General features: G+C 63.5%; 15 protein-coding genes and 1 pseudogene. 8 read left to right on the forward strand and 8 right to left on the reverse strand.

Annotation, left to right across the window (positions count from 1 at the left end; all coding sequences use genetic code 11):
* Nucleotides 1-90 precede the first annotated feature (90 nt).
* Nucleotides 91-804 carry an RHS repeat-associated core domain-containing protein gene (locus ACSMEV_RS18045; RefSeq protein ID WP_459206354.1) on the reverse strand — a complete coding sequence of 238 codons (714 nt, stop codon included), beginning with the start codon at nucleotides 802-804 and terminating at the stop codon, nucleotides 91-93.
* A 145-nt stretch (nucleotides 805-949) separates the two neighbouring features.
* Between ACSMEV_RS18045 and ACSMEV_RS18050 the strand changes: the two are divergent.
* Both ACSMEV_RS18050 and ACSMEV_RS18055 read left to right on the forward strand, forming a co-directional pair.
* Nucleotides 950-1987, forward strand: a pseudogene (locus ACSMEV_RS18050) (IS30 family transposase).
* Nucleotides 1988-2168: 181 nt separating this feature from the next.
* Nucleotides 2169-2480, forward strand: coding sequence for a hypothetical protein (locus tag ACSMEV_RS18055; RefSeq protein WP_459206355.1), 312 nt, complete (start codon nucleotides 2169-2171; stop codon nucleotides 2478-2480).
* Nucleotides 2481-2516: 36 nt separating this feature from the next.
* Here ACSMEV_RS18055 and ACSMEV_RS18060 read toward each other — a convergent pair whose 3' ends face one another.
* The 4 genes from ACSMEV_RS18060 to ACSMEV_RS18075 form a co-directional block, all read right to left on the reverse strand.
* On the reverse strand, nucleotides 2517-3473 hold the full coding sequence (locus tag ACSMEV_RS18060) for a 2-hydroxyacid dehydrogenase (protein WP_459206356.1): 957 nt from the start codon (nucleotides 3471-3473) through the stop codon (nucleotides 2517-2519).
* Nucleotides 3474-3565: 92 nt separating this feature from the next.
* On the reverse strand, nucleotides 3566-4330 hold the full coding sequence (locus ACSMEV_RS18065) for an SDR family oxidoreductase (protein ID WP_459206357.1): 765 nt from the start codon (nucleotides 4328-4330) through the stop codon (nucleotides 3566-3568).
* Nucleotides 4323-5045, reverse strand: a complete 723-nt coding sequence (locus tag ACSMEV_RS18070) for a fumarylacetoacetate hydrolase family protein (protein ID WP_459206358.1) — start codon at nucleotides 5043-5045, stop codon at nucleotides 4323-4325. The genes ACSMEV_RS18065 and ACSMEV_RS18070 overlap by 8 nt, the downstream gene beginning before the upstream one ends.
* A gap of 100 nt (nucleotides 5046-5145) precedes the next feature.
* A complete protein-coding gene (locus ACSMEV_RS18075) occupies nucleotides 5146-6495 on the reverse strand; it encodes an MFS transporter (RefSeq protein ID WP_459206359.1) in 1350 nt (449 codons plus the stop codon).
* 561 nt (nucleotides 6496-7056) lie between these two features.
* On the opposite strand from ACSMEV_RS18075, the gene ACSMEV_RS18080 reads away from it, so the two are divergent.
* Complete coding sequence (locus ACSMEV_RS18080; protein WP_459206360.1) at nucleotides 7057-7980, forward strand: helix-turn-helix transcriptional regulator; 924 nt, start codon at nucleotides 7057-7059, stop codon at nucleotides 7978-7980.
* 64 nt (nucleotides 7981-8044) lie between these two features.
* Here the strand turns inward: ACSMEV_RS18080 and arfB are convergent, their stop codons facing one another.
* Nucleotides 8045-8458 carry an alternative ribosome rescue aminoacyl-tRNA hydrolase ArfB gene (gene arfB, locus ACSMEV_RS18085; RefSeq protein ID WP_459206361.1) on the reverse strand — a complete coding sequence of 138 codons (414 nt, stop codon included), beginning with the start codon at nucleotides 8456-8458 and terminating at the stop codon, nucleotides 8045-8047.
* Between the two features lie 294 nt (nucleotides 8459-8752).
* Here arfB and ACSMEV_RS18090 point away from each other — a divergent pair, with 294 nt between their 5' ends.
* The 4 genes from ACSMEV_RS18090 (at nucleotide 8753) to ACSMEV_RS18105 (ending at nucleotide 13313) form a co-directional block, all read left to right on the forward strand.
* Nucleotides 8753-9664 carry a LysR family transcriptional regulator gene (locus ACSMEV_RS18090; RefSeq protein ID WP_459206362.1) on the forward strand — a complete coding sequence of 304 codons (912 nt, stop codon included), beginning with the start codon at nucleotides 8753-8755 and terminating at the stop codon, nucleotides 9662-9664.
* Between the two features lie 103 nt (nucleotides 9665-9767).
* Nucleotides 9768-10958: a CaiB/BaiF CoA transferase family protein gene (locus ACSMEV_RS18095; protein ID WP_459206363.1), complete on the forward strand. Its 1191-nt coding sequence runs from the start codon at nucleotides 9768-9770 to the stop codon at nucleotides 10956-10958.
* Entirely contained in the window at nucleotides 10955-11890 is a 936-nt protein-coding gene (locus ACSMEV_RS18100; protein WP_459206364.1) for a hydroxymethylglutaryl-CoA lyase, read from the forward strand. The genes ACSMEV_RS18095 and ACSMEV_RS18100 overlap by 4 nt, the downstream gene beginning before the upstream one ends.
* 91 nt (nucleotides 11891-11981) lie before the next feature.
* A complete protein-coding gene (locus ACSMEV_RS18105; RefSeq protein WP_459206365.1) occupies nucleotides 11982-13313 on the forward strand; it encodes an MFS transporter in 1332 nt (443 codons plus the stop codon).
* A 155-nt stretch (nucleotides 13314-13468) separates the two neighbouring features.
* Here ACSMEV_RS18105 and ACSMEV_RS18110 read toward each other — a convergent pair whose 3' ends face one another.
* Complete coding sequence (locus tag ACSMEV_RS18110) at nucleotides 13469-15601, reverse strand: response regulator (protein WP_459206366.1); 2133 nt, start codon at nucleotides 15599-15601, stop codon at nucleotides 13469-13471.
* Nucleotides 15602-15958: 357 nt separating this feature from the next.
* On the opposite strand from ACSMEV_RS18110, the gene ACSMEV_RS18115 reads away from it, so the two are divergent.
* The gene (locus ACSMEV_RS18115) at nucleotides 15959-16207 is read left to right on the forward strand and encodes a CsbD family protein (RefSeq protein WP_459206367.1); all 249 of its coding nucleotides are present in this window, start codon (nucleotides 15959-15961) and stop codon (nucleotides 16205-16207) included.
* A 111-nt stretch (nucleotides 16208-16318) separates the two neighbouring features.
* Here ACSMEV_RS18115 and ACSMEV_RS18120 read toward each other — a convergent pair whose 3' ends face one another.
* Entirely contained in the window at nucleotides 16319-17275 is a 957-nt protein-coding gene (locus tag ACSMEV_RS18120) for an SDR family NAD(P)-dependent oxidoreductase (RefSeq protein WP_459206368.1), read from the reverse strand.
* Nucleotides 17276-17327 lie beyond the last annotated feature (52 nt).

Raw genomic sequence — 17327 nt, forward strand, 5'->3', positions numbered from 1 at the left:
CCGAGCAGAAATCATCTTGGCATGCGCAGACGGGGAATCAGGTACTTCAAGTGCATACAGACTTGGCATTGGCGCCTGCTCGGAGTTTCCCTAATGGACTTTAACCGGTATTGGCTTCAACCCCATCCCCCGAATTTTACGAACCATAGGATTGAGATCGGAATACTGAGGTTTGTAATGCCCCGAGACGTTATGAATGTATATTTTACTCTCCGCCCCAACAATGAACGTACCTGCACTGACTACCCGCTTATCGTCCAGAAGCTCCGCCAACAGAGGGTGACTTACATAATCAGAGCTTCCCTTCTTACCTGCCAAGGCAATCACCAACTCGTTGTTAGCACCCAAAACAAACTTTCTCGGCCTCCAATCTTCACTGATGAGATCGGCCGCGTCTTGCACCCGCCTTCTAGGATCCTCACCGCGGCGTGATCTGAGTATGCCCAATTCCTTCGCCAGTTTTCGTTTGTTGTGATTTTTCAAGACCCTTGCTCCACCCGGCAGCGTCGGATGCTTTTTGAGTGTGGCCAAGAGCTCCAGAACATAACGCCACACATATCCTGAAGGGTCCACACGATTTACTGGATCACCGGCGCAGTATCCGTAGGTACTGATTCCCGCCCCAGCGAAAGGAGCATATGGATCAGGGCTAAAAAATCTCATGAGCATCGGTGAATAGGCGCGAACGCCGCGCCCAAGAAAGTAAGTACTTAGATGGCGATCTCGCACCTCGCCGTTAAAAGCCAAAAGCGCAGACGTGAGACCCATAGCTGGAGAATAACCATAGCATGAATACCAGAACATTATTTACCCCTCCACCCCGAAGCGGTCATAACAATACGGTGCCAGCTCGGTTCTTCCAACTATCAAAAATACTAGTCCATTGAACAATACCGGGGCGGCGGCAAAAACTGAGTGCAACACCTAGCCCATCCGGTACGGTGTCGCCATGTCTCATCATGAACTCAGCATTGAAGAACGCATCCAGATCCAGCTTGGTGAGCTTCAGGGCTTGACCCAGCGGGCCATTGCCCGAATGCTCGATCGCAGTCCCTCGTCCATCAGCCGTAAGCTTCGCCGTAACGCCGTAGGCGCGTCGAAATACTCTGCAAGCCGAGCCCAACAGCAGATGCGCCTTCGTCGAACGGTTTGCCGACCTGTGCGCAAACTGGTGCCTGACGGCGAGTTATTCGACCTCGTCGTCTACCTGTTGCTAAAGCGCTTTTCTCCTCAGCAATTGCCGGCAAGCTCAGCGCCATGGAACTCCCGAATTTTGAAGGCACGTACGTCTGTCGCGAGACGATCTACAACGCGATCTATGCCCTGCCTGTCGGTGAGTTGCGCAAGGAAATCATCTGCCTTCGCCAGGGCAATACAGCCCGCAGACCTCGCTCTGGAAGAGTAGATCGCCGTGGGCAGATCCCCGACCTGGTCAGTATTCATGTACGCCCGCCGGAGGTCGAGGACCGCCTGACCCCGGGTCATGGGGGGGATCTCATCAAGGGCAACGCCAATGCTTCTGCCATGGGCACTGCTTGATAGAGCGCAGCACAGAGGCTACTTGATGTTGGTCAGGATACATGACGCAACCGCGACCTCTGCTGTAGAAGGCTTTAGCGCCGCCCTGAATCGAATGCCTCTGGCTGCGCGTAAAACGCTGACGTACGACCAAGGGCGAAAAATGGCGCGTCATGCCGAGATCACCCAGCGTACCGGTGTGGCTGTTTACTTTTGCGACCCGCACAGCCCTTGGCAGCGCGGCAGTAACGAGCACATCCATGGCCTGATTCGTCAGTACTTGCTCAAAGGCCCCGATCTTTCGGGGCATAGCCAAGAGCAAATGAACGCCATGGCATACGATCTGAATATCCGTCCGCGCCAGCGTTTTGATTACAAATGCCTCATGGAAATGATGAAGGCGATGATGGCCAAGCATCATGAGAGTCCATTCTTAACTCAACAGTTGGGTGTTGCACTCAGCCTTTGAAACCGCCCTTTCTCAGGCGAGTGGGATTGCGGTGGGAGGTATCCCCGATTAACAGACAACGACGGCTCCTTACTGTCCGCCATAGAACGATGCTCAACGCCTTGAATTGGAGAGCTGCGTCGACTGCCATTACCCCTCCTCTCGCCACGATTCTGTAGGTCCCGTCTGAATCCAATACTGAATGCTTCAAGAGCACTACACCGGCGAACTCATGGTCGGCATCGAAACCATCCTCGACGAATACATCTGCGCCAACGCCGGCGAACCCGGAATGCCCATGCTGGTAAACACGTTCCATCAACTGCAAATGGTCCAAACCCTGACCCAGTCGTGTTGCAGCGTATGGAAACCAAGTGAGCATGCCCACCACACTGGAAATGAACAGACCAGCGTCCGTCCCCAACGCACTAGCCTGAGATCACATCCAGCCTTTGAAACCGCCCCGGTTGCTTCTAGCCGCTACCGCATAGAAGGTATGCGCAGCGCCCGCTGACAAACGGGGCGACTCATAGACAATGCGTAACACGCCTCAGCCTGTCACACACCCCGCCGGCTTCCTCCCCGCAAACGTGTCAACCAAACTCGCAATGACCATCTCCCCCATCCGCGTACGCGTCTGCACCGTTGCGCTGGCACGGTGCGGTTGCAGCACCACCTGCTCATTCCCGAACAACACCTCCGGCACCCGCGGTTCGTCGACGAACACATCGAGCGCTGCCCCGGCGATCCGCCCCGCCTGAAGCGCAGCCACCAGGTCGTCTTCGTTCACCAGCTTGCCGCGCGCCACGTTGACCAGATAACCCTCCGACCCCAGCGCTTCGAGCACGCCAGCATCGACGATAGCCTTGCCACCATCGGCAGCGGCAGCAAGGATCAGCGCGTCGCTGTCACGCGCCAGCTCCGTGAGGTCAGCCACATATCGATAATCCACGCCGTCGATGGCCTGCAAGTCGGTGTAGCTGATCGGGCAGCCGAACGCCGCCGCGCGGGTCGCCACCGCACGCCCTACCCGGCCCAGCCCGACGATGCCGATGCGCATGCCGCTGAACTGCCGCGCCAGCGGCAAAGGTGCCAGCGGCGTAGCGCTGTGCTGCCACTGGCCGGTGCGCACGTAACGGTCGCTGGTGCACAGGCCACGGCACGCGGCGATCAGCAGGCCGATGGCCAGGTCCGCGACATCGTCGGTCAAGGCACCGATGGTCGCGGTGACGCGGATACCCAGGTCGCGGCAGTAGGCCAGGTCCACCGCATCGGTGCCCACGCCATTGACCGCCACCACTTCCACGCGCGGCAACTGCGCCAGCACCTCGCGGCTGATGCCGGTGTGTCCGCCGGTGACCACGCCCCGGATGTTGGCGCCGTGCTCCTTGAGGTAGGCGGCCTTGTCGGCCTGTTGGTAGTAGGGGCGCATGACGAACAGTTGCTCGAGGCGTTCGCGGACCTGTGGGATCAGGATCGGGCTCAGTTGCAGGACTTCTGGTTTCATGGGAGTTACCTCTTGAAAAATTGAGTGGTGTTGTGTTCGCGGCTGAACCGGTGCGCCGGCCGGCCGCTCCTACAGAGGGAACGGTGCAGCGGTCAGCCACGGCCCACGAAGGGCATCTTGGTGGCCATTACGGTCATGTTCAGCACGTTGGCCGACAGCGGCAGCGCCGCGATGTAACGCACCGCATCGGCCACGTGCTGCACATCGACCATCGGCTCGACGGCGATTTGCCCGTTGGCCTGGCGCACGCCACGGGTCATGCGTTCGGACAGCTCGGTCAGGGCGTTGCCGATGTCGATCTGGCTGCAGGCGATGTCGAACTCGCGGCCGTCCAGCGCCAGGGCCTTGGTCAGCCCCAGCACCGCGTGCTTGCTGGCGGTGTAGGGCGCGGTGAAGGGCCGCGGCGTGTGCGCCGAGATCGAGCCGTTGTTGATGATCCGCCCGCCCTGGGGCTGCTGGCGGCGCATCAGCCCGAAGGCTTCGCGGCAGCACAGGAACACGCCGTTGAGGTTGGTGGCGATGACGTTGTCCCAGGTTTCGACCGGCAGCTCATCCACGGCCACGGCCGGGGCATTGACGCCGGCGTTGTTGAAGATCACGTCCAGGCGCCCGTAGCGTTCCACGACCGTGGCGAACAGCGCCTTGACGCTGGCCGGGTCACGCACGTCGGTGACCACCGGCAGCGCCTGCCAGCCCTGGGTGGCCGCCTGTTCGGCGACGCCGAGCAAGGGCTCCAGGCGCCTGCCGGCGAGCACTACGGTGTAGCCGTCTTGCAGCAGCCCGAGCGCCACGGCCTTGCCGATGCCGCTGCCAGCCCCGGTGACCAGGGCGATTTTCGAAGTGTGGTTGTCAGTCATGCTGCGTCTCCCGTTGAAAGTGTTCGGTTCGGGCGGCGCGCGGCGCCACGCGGACCTCAATCTGCCCCACGCCTTCGACGCCGGCGCTGATCAGGTCGCCAGGCTGCAAAGCGGCGACGCCTTCGGGGGTGCCGGTCATGATCAGGTCGCCAGGCAGCAGGGTGATGGTCGCGGACAACTGGCTGATCAGTTGCGCCACCGACCACAGCTGGCTTTGCAGGTGCGAGCGCTGGCGCTCGGTGCCGTTGACCTGCAGCCACACCGCCCCGCGCTGCGGATGGCCCTGGTCGCCGACCGGCTGGATGGCGCTGACCGGTGCCGAGCCGTCAAAGGCCTTGGCGCCCTCCCAGGGCAGGCCGGCCTGCTTGGCGGCACGCTGCAAGTCGCGGCGGGTCAGATCCAGGCCGGCGGCGTAGCCCCACACATGGGCCAGTGCCTGGCCCTCGGGAATGTCCGCCCCGCCGCTGCCGATCGCCACCACCAGCTCGATCTCGTGGCAAAACTCCTCGGTGTGCGGCGGGTAGGCGATCTCGCCGTGCGCCTCGACCACTGCGCTGGCCGGCTTCATGAAGAACAACGGCGCACTGCGCGGCTGGCCATCGCTCCAGGGGTAGTTGCGGCCCACGCAGAACACCCGGCCGACCGGAAAGCGCTGCTGGCTTCCCAGCACAGGCAGGCTGGGTTGCGGGACGGGGGTGAAGACGAAGTGGTTCATGATGGCCTGGCTCGCTTAAGTTCGATTCGAGGGCTCCAGCCTAAGGCGGCTGCGTCCGGCAAAGTTGGACGCAAGCCGCTTCGCGTTGGAGTTAACGGGGCTATTTCGCCTTCAACTCGATGCGGTAGATCCGGCCCAGCAGCAGCGAATACGACAGGGTGCCGATCAGCGCCACGCCGCCGATGAACCAGAATGCCCAGGCGAAGGTGCCGGTGGCGTGGACGATGGCCCCCACCACGATGGGGCAGACGATGCCGCCGATGTTGGCCGCCAGGCTGGTGACCCCGCCGGTCAGGCCGATCAGCTCCTTGGGTGCGATTTCCGACACGGCGGCCCAGGACGACGAGGCGATGCCTTGAGCGAAGAAGGCCACGGTGAGGATGGCGATGCACACCAGGTTGGAGTCGGTGAAGTTGACCAGCATGATCGACATGCCGAGCATCGAGCCGACCACCAGCGGCAGCTTGCGAGCGAAGGACATGCTGTAGCCACGGCGGATCAGCAGGTCCGAGACGATCCCGGCGAGCAGAATGCCGACCGTGGCGCCAATGAAGGGCAGCACGGCGAAGATGCCGGCCTTGATGGTGGTCAAGTGACGCTCTTCGATCAGGTAGGTAGGGAACCAGGTCAGGAAGAAGTACAGCGCCGAGGTGCTGGCGAACTTGCCGATGCAGATCGCCCAGACCTGCCGGTAGCGGAACAGCTCGGCCACCTGCCGCCAGTTGAACTTGGTGCGCTCCTGGCTGCTTTTCACCAGGCCGCCGCCGTCCTCGATGTACTGCAGCTCCTCCTTGCTGACCTTCTTGCAACTCAGTGGGTCACGGTAGAGGAACAGCCACACCACGCCGAACAGGATGCCCACCACACCGGTGCTGTAGAACACATGGCGCCAGTCCCACGTAGTGGCCAGCCACAGCAGGGCGCCGGTGAACAGCGCGGTGCCCAGGTACTGGCCGCACACGTAGATGCTGCTGGCCATACCGCGCTCGCGCGCCGGGAACCATACCGTCACTGCGCGGCTGTTGGCCGGAAACGCCGGCGCTTCCATGGCACCCACCGCCAGACGCAGGCCGAACAGCGTGGCAAAGCCGCTGGCGAAGCCTTGGCAGACGGTGACCGCCGACCAACTGATCAACGACACGCCGTAAGTCAGCCGCGAGCCGAAGCGGTCGGCGATGAAGCCGGCCGGCACCAGGGCCAGCGCGTAGGTCCAGGCGAACGCGGAGAAGATCAAGCCCATCTGGATCTTGTCCAGCCCCAGGTCCTTGGCCATGAACGGCGCGGCGATGGAGATGTTGACCCGATCGACATAGTTGATGATGGTCGCGATCAACAACAGGCTGAGCATGAACCAGCGTCGGCGGGTGGGCAGGCCGAGGGAGCCGGCGGCTTCGGCAGGGGCCGCGCGGGTGGCGCCTGGCACGGCCTGGGGGTTGGGAAGACTCGACATGGTGGAACCTCATTGTTATTGGGATCTATCGAGGTTTTCAGGCGGCACGGAACCGGCCTTGCCGATGTGCAAGGTGCAGTTCGTGCCTTTGGGAGGAGCGGGATCAGGCCTGGCCGGATGGCCGGACGTGAGGAACAGGCGGTGGCGCATGCGCCGAGCGGTGGACGAGAGTCATTGTGCGAGCACCTTTGATTATTGTTGGTAGATGTCTGCGGCGACGGCTATCAAGGTGGTCGTACAACAATAAAAAAGCAACGCCCTGGTTAGATCGATTTTATACAGGGGCCCATCGAATTACTGGCTTGTCCAAAAAGGGCAATGACATCGGTTCCGCTTGGGGGACCGCGGTATCTGCTAAAACTACTGTGACAGAGCCGTTTTATGCTGCTCAAGGGAGTGGACGCTCTAAACATCGAAAAGGTTTTGTCCAAGTCGCCGCTCGCCCGGTCCGACGTCAAGTCATCGTACAATTGCTTGCCAGCACCCTGTCACGCTGTACAGAATCGCCCCATGAACCTGGCAGCCGACATCGGGTAGCCATCCAATAAAAAGGGAGATGACATGCACTCAGTCAGCCGGGTGCCGACCTACGGCATGCAGCAACGCAGTGAGCGCGCCGACTTCTACATCCGCGACGAGCAAGGGCGTCCGGCAGAGACCGCCCTGCACCGCCACGAATACTTCCAGATCCAGGTCAACCTGGGCGGCGACACCGTGCAACACATCGGCAGCGTGCAGCGGCCGTTCCCGCGCAACGCCCTGGCCTTTGTCCTGCCGCATCGTATGCACATGATCCCGCACCCGGCCGACAGCCATTTCATGGTCATCAACTTTTCCCAGACGTTCCTGCTGCCGCACCTGCAATGCGACCCGATGGACCTGGAGGAAGTGTCGATCGCTCTGGCACCGGAAGTGTCGCCCTTCCGTTTCCAGGAGCACCTGGACTTCATGTTCGGGCAGGCGGATTTCGAGCGGATCTGCGCGCTGGTCCGGCAGATGCGCGAGCTCGACCCGCAGCGCCAGTTCGGTAGCCGCGAGGTGATCAAGGGCTTGCTGCTGCAGATGATCGGCCAGGTGTGCATGCTGTACGCCGAACCCTTCAGGCAACTGGCCGAGGACAACGCCGCCCAGGCCAGCCGCCGCGATGCCCTGGGGCGCATGAGCGAGTACGTGCGCAAGCACCTGGCCGATCCGGACCTGAGCCTGACCAAGGCCGCCGCGGCCACTTACTTGTCGCCCACTTACCTGAGTCACTGGCTGCGCAAGGAAATCGGCAAGACCTTCAGCGAACTGGTGCTCGAGCGGCGCATGCATGCGGCGCGCAGCCTGTTGCTGGGCGGCTCGAAACCGGTGGGCGAAGTGGCCAGGTTGTGCGGCTTTGCCGACGAGGCGTATTTCTCGCGGCGCTTCCGGCAGATCCATGGTTTACCGCCAGGGCAGTTTCGGCGCCGGCAGCTGGACGTGGAAAGCAGCGCTGCGTCGTGACGGGATTTTCGTTTTCAGAATGCCTGGCGACCTAGAACGCTGCCAGATCGGTACCGTACGGCGCCTAGAAATCCACCTTGCCCCGCCCCGCCTTGATCGTACCTCGCTTGGCTTTACCGTCGAGGCGGCGGGTCTTCGAGCCGAGGGTAGGTTTGGTCGGGCGACGTTTCTTCTCGGTCTTGCCGGCGTTGACGATCAACTCGGCAAGCCGCGCCAGCGCGTCGGTGCGGTTCTGTTCTTGGGTGCGGTATTGCTGGGCTTTGATGATCAACACGCCGTCGCCGGTGATGCGCGAGTCACGCAGCGCCAATAGTCGTTCCTTGTAGAACTCGGGCAGCGACGAGGCGCGGATGTCGAAGCGCAGGTGCACGGCACTGGACACCTTGTTGACGTTCTGCCCGCCTGCCCCTTGGGCGCGGATGTAGGTCAGTTCGATGTCGGAATCTGGCAAGTGCACGGTGTTGGAGATGATTAGCATAGGGAGGCCTTCGGCAGGTGCGGCATTATCGCAGGCTTGGCCGCGCTTCCCTAAGACAACGCGCAACCCATTTGAATCAGCGCGGATGGCCTGCCGCCCACACAGCGATCAGCTTCAGCCCCGCGCTCCCTCGTGGGCCAGGGACACAGCGTGCTGCGCGAGGATCGTCGCAAGATCGACCAAGGTTGATGCTCCATGCGGCACGCCTTCGAGCGCAGCCGCTATCAGAACGCAGTGACGCCTCACGGACTCGGATAGACTTCTGCCCCTCCCCCGCGACCCGAGCCTACCTCGATGCTCCACCGCCACCTCATCAAACGCCTCGACCTGCTCTCCCTGCAGCTGCTCGTCGCCGTCCACGAAGCAGGCACGCTGACCAAGGCCGCCGACCGCGAGCGGATCGCCCTCTCCGCTGCCAGCAAGCGCTTGCAGGACATGGAGCAGGTGCTGGGCATCGAGCTGTTCGAGCGCACCCTCAAGGGCATGGTCTTGACCGCCCCCGGCGAGACGCTGCTGTTCTACGCCAGGCGCATCCTCGTGGATGTGGAAAAGATCAGCATCGACGTCGGCGAGTACTTGGAGGGCATCCGCGGGCATGTGCGGATGATGGCGAACATCTCGGCGATCATCGAATTCCTGCCCGAAGACCTGCAACGTTTCATGGCCAGCCATGGCGAGGTGCGCGTCAACCTCGAGGAACGGCCGAGTGCCGGGGTCGTCAGGGGGGTCGGCGAAGGCGCGGCGGATTTGGGGATCTGCTCGGCGGACACCGACCTCGGCACATTGGTCGCGGTGCCGTACCGGCGCGATGAGCTGGTGGTGGTGATGCGCCCGGACCATGCCCTGGCCCAACACGCGCAACTGCCGTTCAGCGAAACCTTGAGCTTCGACCAAGTGGGCCTGCACGCCGATAGCTTCATCAACCTGCGCACTCAGGCCGCCGCGCGCAGCAGTGGCCAGGTGCTCAAGCAACGCATCCAGGTGCCGGGGTTCGATGGCGTGTGCCGCATGGCCCAGGCCGACCTGGGCATCGGCGTGCTGCCGCGCAAGGCTTTCGAGCTGATCGGTCAGCCGTTGGGCCTGTGTGCGGTGGCGATCGAGGACGACTGGGCGCAACGCACGCTGTCGCTGGTGGTGCGCGATGCGGCGGCGTTGTCGCCGGTGGCCCGGCTACTTTACGAACATCTGTTGCAGGGCCCGGCCTGAGGCCCTTCTCGATTCACGAAGGCCTCTCGAAAATTCGCGATTAGCCGAGCGCCGGGTGCGCCTCTAGGATTGGTCGAAATTCCAATAAATAGAGGCCACACCCATGACCGCGCTGACCGGCCTTCGGGTCATCGAGATCGGCACCCTCATCGCCGCCCCCTTCGCGGCGCGTCTGCTCGGCGAGTTCGGCGCCGACGTCATCAAGATCGAGTCCATGGGCAGCGGCGACCCGCTGCGCAAGTGGCGCAAGCTGCACGAAGGCACCTCGCTGTGGTGGTACCTGCAATCGCGCAACAAACAATCGCTGGCGCTCAACCTCAAGTCCGCCGAAGGCATCGACATCGTCAAGCAACTGGTCGAAGGCGCGGACGTGCTGATCGAGAACCTGCGCCCCGGCGCGCTGGAAAAGCTCGGCCTCGGGTGGGACGTGCTGCACGCGCTGAACCCCAAGCTGACCCTGGTGCGCATTTCCGGTTACGGCCAAACCGGCCCCTACCGCGACCGACCCGGCTTCGGCGCCATCGGCGAAGCCATGGGCGGCATCCGCTACACCACCGGCACGCCGGGCAGCCCCCCGGCACGGGTCGGGGTCAGCCTCGGCGATTCGCTGGCGTCGATGCACGCAGTGATCGGCGCGCTGATGTCGGTGTTGCGCGTGAAGACCGGCCAGGGCGACGGGCAGGTCGTCGACGTCTCACTGGTGGAAAGCGTGTTCAACGTGATGGAAAGCCTGGTGCCCGAATACGCCATGCTCGGCCATGTCCGCGAACGCACCGGCGGTGCGCTGCCGGGCATCGCGCCCTCCAACACCTACCCGACCCAGGACCAGGCCTTCGTGGTCATCGCCGGCAACAGCGACCCGATCTTCGTGCGCTTGATGCACGCCATCGGCCGCCCGGACCTGGCCGAACGCGAAGACCTGCGCCACAACGACGGCCGTGCTGCGCAGAGCCAGATGCTCGATGATGCGATCGGCGCCTGGACCGGCAGCCATGCGATCGAGCAGGTGCTGGCGGCGCTGGAGGCTGCCGAGGTACCGGCCGGGCGCATCTATTCGGTAGCCGACATCGTCGCCGATCCGCATTATCAGGCGCGCGAAATGCTCCTCGATACGACCCTGCCCGGCGGCGCCGAGGTGAAGATGCCCGGCGTGGTGCCCAAGCTGTCGCAGACGCCGGGGCAGATCAACTGGCAGGGCCCGGCCCTGGGCGAACACACCGATGCGGTGCTCGCCGGGCTTGGCCTGAACAGCGATGCCATCGCACGCCTGAAGGCAGAAGGAGTGGTGCAATGATCAGCAATTACGACGAGCGCCTGGTCGTCCAGGAAGTGTCGCCGCGCGACGGCCTGCAGATCGAACCGCGCTGGGTCGAGACCGCCGACAAGATCGCCCTGGTCGACCAGCTGTCATTGGCCGGGTTCTCACGCATCGAGGCCGGCTCCTTCGTTTCGCCCAAGGCCATTCCGGCCCTGCGCGACGGTGAAGCGGTGTTCCAGGGCTTGACCCGCCAGCCTGGCGTCACCTACGTGGCGCTGGTGCCCAACCTCAAGGGCGCGCAGCGGGCGATCCTGGCCGGTGCCGATGAACTCAACCTGGTCATGTCCGCCAGCCAGACGCACAACCGCGCCAACATGCGCATGAGCTGCGAGCAGTCGCTGCTGGCCTTCGCGGAAATCGCGGTGGCGGTCGGCGAAACGCGCCTGAGCCTGAACGGCTCGGTGGCCACCAGCTTCGGCTGCCCGTTCGAGGGAGCCATTGCCGAAGACCGCGTCTGTGCGCTGGTCGAGCGTTACCAGGCGCTGGGCATCCGCGGGATCACACTGGCCGACACCACTGGCATGGCCAACCCGCGCCAGGTGGCGCGGCTGGTGCGCCGGGTGCTGGAGCGGGTGCCGGCGGCGGACCTGACCTTGCACTTCCACAACACCCGCGGCCTGGGCCTGTGCAACGTGCTGGCCGCCTATGAAGCCGGCGCCAGGCGCTTCGACGCTTCGCTCGGCGGCCTGGGCGGCTGCCCGTTCGCGCCGGGGGCGTCCGGCAACATCTGTACCGAGGACCTGGTGAACCTGTGCGACGAAATGGGCATCGCCACCGGCATCGACCTGCCGCGCCTGCTCGACCTGTCGCGCACCCTGCCGGCGCTGCTGGGCCACGACCTGCCGGGCCAGGTGGTCAAGGCAGGCCGCAACTGCGACCTGCACCCCGCCCCAACCTTCGACGCTTGACCGCGCGGGCCGCCTGGCGCGGCCTCAGCGGCGACATCCAGAACACAACAACAATCAAGCGCCATCGATGGCGCCGATCTGGAGATTGCACATGAGTCTGACTGCGACTGCTTCCACCGATCTGACCAGCGATACTGCCCGAGAACGCGCCATCGTGCGCAAGGTCGCCTGGCGGCTGATGCCACTGATCATGGTCTGCTACCTGTTCGCCTTCTTCGACCGCATCAACATCAGCTTCGCCAAGTTCCAGCTGCAGGCCGATCTGTCCCTGAGCGATACCGCCTATGGCTTGGGCGCCGGGCTGTTCGTGGTCGGCTACGTGCTGTTCGAAGTGCCGAGCAACATGATGCTGTACAAGGTCGGGGCGCGGCGCTGGATCGCCCGCATCATGATGTCCTGGGGCATCGCCACGGCGCTGATGATGTTCGTCGCCCACGAATGGCAGTTCTACGTGCTGCGCTTCGTGATCGGCGCCATGGAAGCCGGTTTCGCCCCGGGTGTGCTGTATTACCTGACGCTGTGGTTCCCGCAGAGCTACCGCGGGCGCATCACCTCCACGCTGTTCCTGGCCTCGGCCTTCGCCGGGCTGCTCGGCGCGCCGGTATCCGGTTTCGTGCTCGGGCACATGGACGGGTTGCTTGATCTGCGCGGCTGGCACTGGCTGTTTCTGGTCGGCGGCATCCCTTGCCTGCTGCTCGGTGTGCTGGTGCTGAAGATGCTCCATGACCGCGTCGAAGATGCGCCCTGGCTGAGCGCCGACGACAAGCGTTTCCTTTCCAGCCGCATCGCCCGCCACGAACAGAACAGCCACGGCTCGCTGCTCGTCGCGATCAAGCTCCCCGGCTTCCTGCTGCTGGGCCTGATCTACTTCCTGATCCAGGTCGCCTCCTACGGCCTGAACTTCTGGGCGCCGCAGCTGATTCGCAGCTCCGGGGTGGAAGACCCGTTGCGCATCGGCCTGATGACTGCCGTGCCTTACATCTTCGGTGCGCTGAGCATGGTCGTCGTCGGCCGGCTGTCCGACGCCACGGGCGAGCGGCGCAAGTTCGTCTGCGGGCTGGTCGTCGCCGGCGCGCTGGGCTTCTTCAGCGCTGGGATCTTCGCTCAGCACGTGTGGCTGTTGATGGCCTCGCTGGCGCTGCTGGGCGGTGGGGTGATCGCGTCGATTCCGGCGTTCTGGGCACTCCCTCCCAAGTTGCTGGCCGGCGCGGGTGCGGGGGCCGCCGGGGGCATCGCGCTGATCAACACCCTGGGTCAGTTCGGTGGCATCGTCAGCCCGGTGATGGTGGGGTACATCCGTGACGTGACGGGGAGCACGACGCCGGCGTTGTATCTGATCGGGGTGGTTGGCCTGCTGGCTGCGGGCTTGCTGTATTGGGCGTTGCCGGAACGGTTGCGGACGCGGGATACGCCCGCGGATTGAGGGATTCAGGGCTGCCCGACCGAGTGGCCGGGTATTCGGTCCGGTTCAGATAGATCCCGTTTCCTGTTGCTGTTTGTGCAACGTTACCCGCGACAGCGCAAAGCGCGTTTTGAAGCACATGCAAGTGAGTGCTGCCGGCGGGGCCGCACTCACCGCTAGCCGCGGTCTTCGCAGGCCTCGCGCCAGGGTGATGACTGCGGCCCAGACGTCGTGCCGGACCAAGCACCTTCACTCAGCATCCGCGCCACACCCCCCGCCAACTGCTCCAAGGTGTACGGCTTGGTCAACATGCGCATGCAAGGCCCGAGAAAATCCGCCCGCGCCAATGCGCCCTGCGCATACCCGGTCAGAAACAGCACCGGCAGGCGCGGCTGGGACTGCTGGAGCATCTCCGCCAACTGCCGCCCGTTCATGCCCGGCAGCCCGACATCGGTCAGCAACAGGTCGACCCGTTTCAACTCGTTGAACAGCTTCAGCGCCTGTTCACCGTCGGCCGCCGTGCGCACGCGATAGCCCAGGGTTTCCAGCACTTCCTGGTTGATCAGGCGCACCGAGTCGTCGTCTTCGACCAGCAGAACTAGCTGCCCTTGCCCTGTATTGGCCTCGGACAGGGGCACGGCCGGCTCCGCTTCGACGCTGCCATGCTCGGGCAGGCAGATGGAGACCGTCGTGCCCTCACCCAACGCGCTGTCGATCGCCAGCCGGCCATTGCTCTGGTTGGCGAAGCCGTACACCATAGAAAGCCCCAGTCCGGTGCCCTGGCCGATGGGTTTGGTGGTGAAGAAAGGCTCGGTGACCTTGTCCAGGTAATCCTTGGCGATGCCCTGCCCGGTATCGCGCACCTGTATGCAGACATGGCGAGGGGTGTCGGTATGCGGCTCCTCGTCCATACGTGTCGACAGGGTCAGTTCACCGCCCTCGGGCATGGCGTCACGCGCATTGAGCACCAGGTTGAGCACCGCATTTTCCAACTGGTTGGCGTCGGCGAAAATCCACGGGTCTTGGGGGCTCAGGTCCAGCCTGAGGGCGATGTTTTCGGTGACGGTGCGCTGCAACAGGTCGGCCAGCGCTTGCAGCAGCTGGTTGACCGAAATCGGTTTGGCATCCAGCGACTGCCGGCGTGAAAAGGCCAACAGCCGGTGAGTCAAGGATGCGGCGCGGCGGGCCGAAGCCAGCGCGGCGTCCATGAAGCGCTCGGTGCCTTCGAGTTGGCCCTTCATCATCCGCAGCTTCATGAGGTCCAGCGCGCTGATCACGCCGGTGAGCATGTTGTTGAAGTCATGGGCAATGCCGCCGGTCAACTGGCCGACGGCTTCCATTTTTAACGACTGGCGCAATTGCTCTTCGGCGCGGGCGCGTTCTTCGCTCTCGGCCTTCAACTGCTCGACGGCGGCGTTCAACTCGCGCGTGCGTGCCGCGACCTGGATTTCCAGTTCCTCGTTGAAGCGCCGCAGCGTCAGGGCGGCCTGTTTCTCCTTGTCGATGTCGACGATGACGGTGGCAGCACCGATGATGCTGCGGTCTTCGTCGTACAGCGGCACGGCACTGACGCGCCGCCACGATTGCTGCCCGTTCGCCTGATGATGGTAGAAGTCCAAACCGCTGACGGCCTCGCCCTTTAAAGCCCTGGCGCCGGGATATTGGTTAGGCTCCAGGCGGTTGCCCTGCGCATCCAGGCCCACCCAGCGCGACACTTCCTTGGGTTGCCTTGAAGGCATGGTGCCGCCGGGCACGTACTGGCGATACAGCGGGTTGCTGACCAGTGCCGCCCCTTCGGTATCCATGAAACACACGCCGACCGGGATGTTTTCCAACAGGATGTTCAACCGACTGCGCTCTTCGGCCAGTTGCGCGACGTTGTCACGCATTTCGAACTGGCGCAGGCGGAAGCGCCACGCCGCGGCAGTCGCGCTCAACAAAGAAGCCGCACTCAGGGGGCGCTCCAACACCACCACATGGCCGGCCGATTTCGGCAGTTTGTGCCGGCCCGTGTCGGCGCTTTTTCCGGCGCCCGCGTCGTTCGAGGCGAGCAGAATGATGGGGATTTCCGACCAGGCAGGTTGCGACGCCAGCGCACGACTGAAACCGAGGACACCGCCCAGGAGGCTTTCTTCGGTGAGGATGACCACCCCGGTGGATTCGTCCAATGCCGTCGAAAGGCTCTGCACGTTGCGATGAACATGCACGGAATAGGTGTCGCCCAGTAGCGCGCAGAGGTTGACGCCATCGCCCTTGTCAGGCGCTGCGATCAGTAATGTCTTGTCTTCGAACGAACACTCGGTCGCCACGGTCGTGCGCTTCCCTCAAAAGCCTGGCGCTTCGATCCGTGTCGATGCGCCAGCAAAAGTAAATCGGCGAAGTATGCAGGCGAGCGCAGGACTGCGCCATGATCGGCCATGGTTTTTTCGAACCGTGCCTGGTTGCCGTGGCTGACCGTCGATGCGCATTTCCTGCTTTGCGTTGCACTCTTCCTGGCCGCATCGCCTGGTGAGCGTATGGCGCGAGATCGGATCGGCTAAAGCACTCAGCGCTTCTTCAGAAATGTTGAACTAAGCGTCGGCCCATCGCCCCTAAGTCAGTGCAGCTTATCTCAAGCCCGGGCCTACCCTGGGCCGTCCACTTACACAATCAAGGTTGAGTGAATTATGAAAAGCGAACAGGTCGAAGGCGTTGTAGAAAAAGTAGCGGGCAAGGCACAAAACGTAGCCGGGAAAATCTTCGGCGATTCGAAGCTGGAAGCCGAAGGCGCAGGCCGTGAAGCCTCCGGTCAACTGACCAAGACCTATGGCGACGCCCTGAACTGCGTGTCGACCTTCGCCAAGGAAAAACCAGTCGCCGCCGCCGCCATCGGCGCCGTGGCCCTGGTCGTGCTGGGCCGTCTGCTGCGCCGCTGAAGCGCGGATAGCCACGCCCATCGCCGAGCGTCGTTCGAAGCGCTCGGCATGAATGCCCAAGTGTCGCATTGCGACACTTGGGCATTTCTTTTGCGCCTGGGTCAGCTGTCCTCAAAGACAGCTATCGAGACCAGTGAGCCGGCAGGACAGGCTCCAGAGCCGTTCGGCCTGCTCGGGATCGACGGCATAGGGCCGCACACCCACATAAGTGGGCGATTCGTCCAAGGCCAAGGCGGCAACGTCGCAATCCTCACAATACAAACCGCCCTTTCCTTGCAACTGTTCCGACAGCGCAGCCCAGACCTGCGTCGCTGCGCCCTGCTGCGGTGTCTTGAAGGTCGGGTCGGCCAATTCGCCGCGCGCGTCGAGCCAACCGGCGGCGATCATCTCCGCCTGCGGTAGGTGGCGCTGCAAGGGCGTAAGGATCTTGCCGGGATGCAACGAGAAGGCGCGCACGCCTTCGTGCCGAGCCAACCGGTCGAGATGCACGGCGAACAACGCGTTGGCGGTCTTCGACTGCCCATAGGCCAGCCACTTGTCATAGCCGTGCGTGAAGTGCACGTCGTTCCAGCGGATGGGCGATGCATGGTGCCCCGCCGAGGACACGACCACCACCCTGGCCCCGCCCTTGAGCGCCGGCCATAACAGGTTCACCAACGCGAAGTGCCCAAGGTGATTGATGGCGAACTGCGCCTCCCAGCCCTGCCCCACACGGGTTTCGGGGCACGCCATGATCCCTGCGCTGGCGATCAGAACATCCAGACGCCGATGCCTTGCCAAGAAGCGCTCGGCGAAGGCATGCACGCTGGCCAGGTCGGCCAGGTCCAAGCGCGCCACTTCCACGCCAGCGATACCGGCAGTTATGGCACGCGCGGCGGCGACATCGCGCGCCGCAACGACCACCCGTGCGCCCGCGCAGGCCAGCGCACGGGTGGTTTCCAGGCCCAGCCCGGAATGCCCGCCGGTGACCAGGGCGGTGGTGTTGGAGAGATCGCGCCCTTCGACGAGCTGCGCCGCCGTGGTGGCTGCATCGAAGAGTGAAGCGATGGGTGTTTGCGGGTCGGCCATGACGCATCCTCGATAAGCTGAAAAAGGCATAAGGAACACAGGCGTCATTGTC

The sequence above is a fragment of the Pseudomonas sp. MLB6B genome (assembly GCF_054508135.1).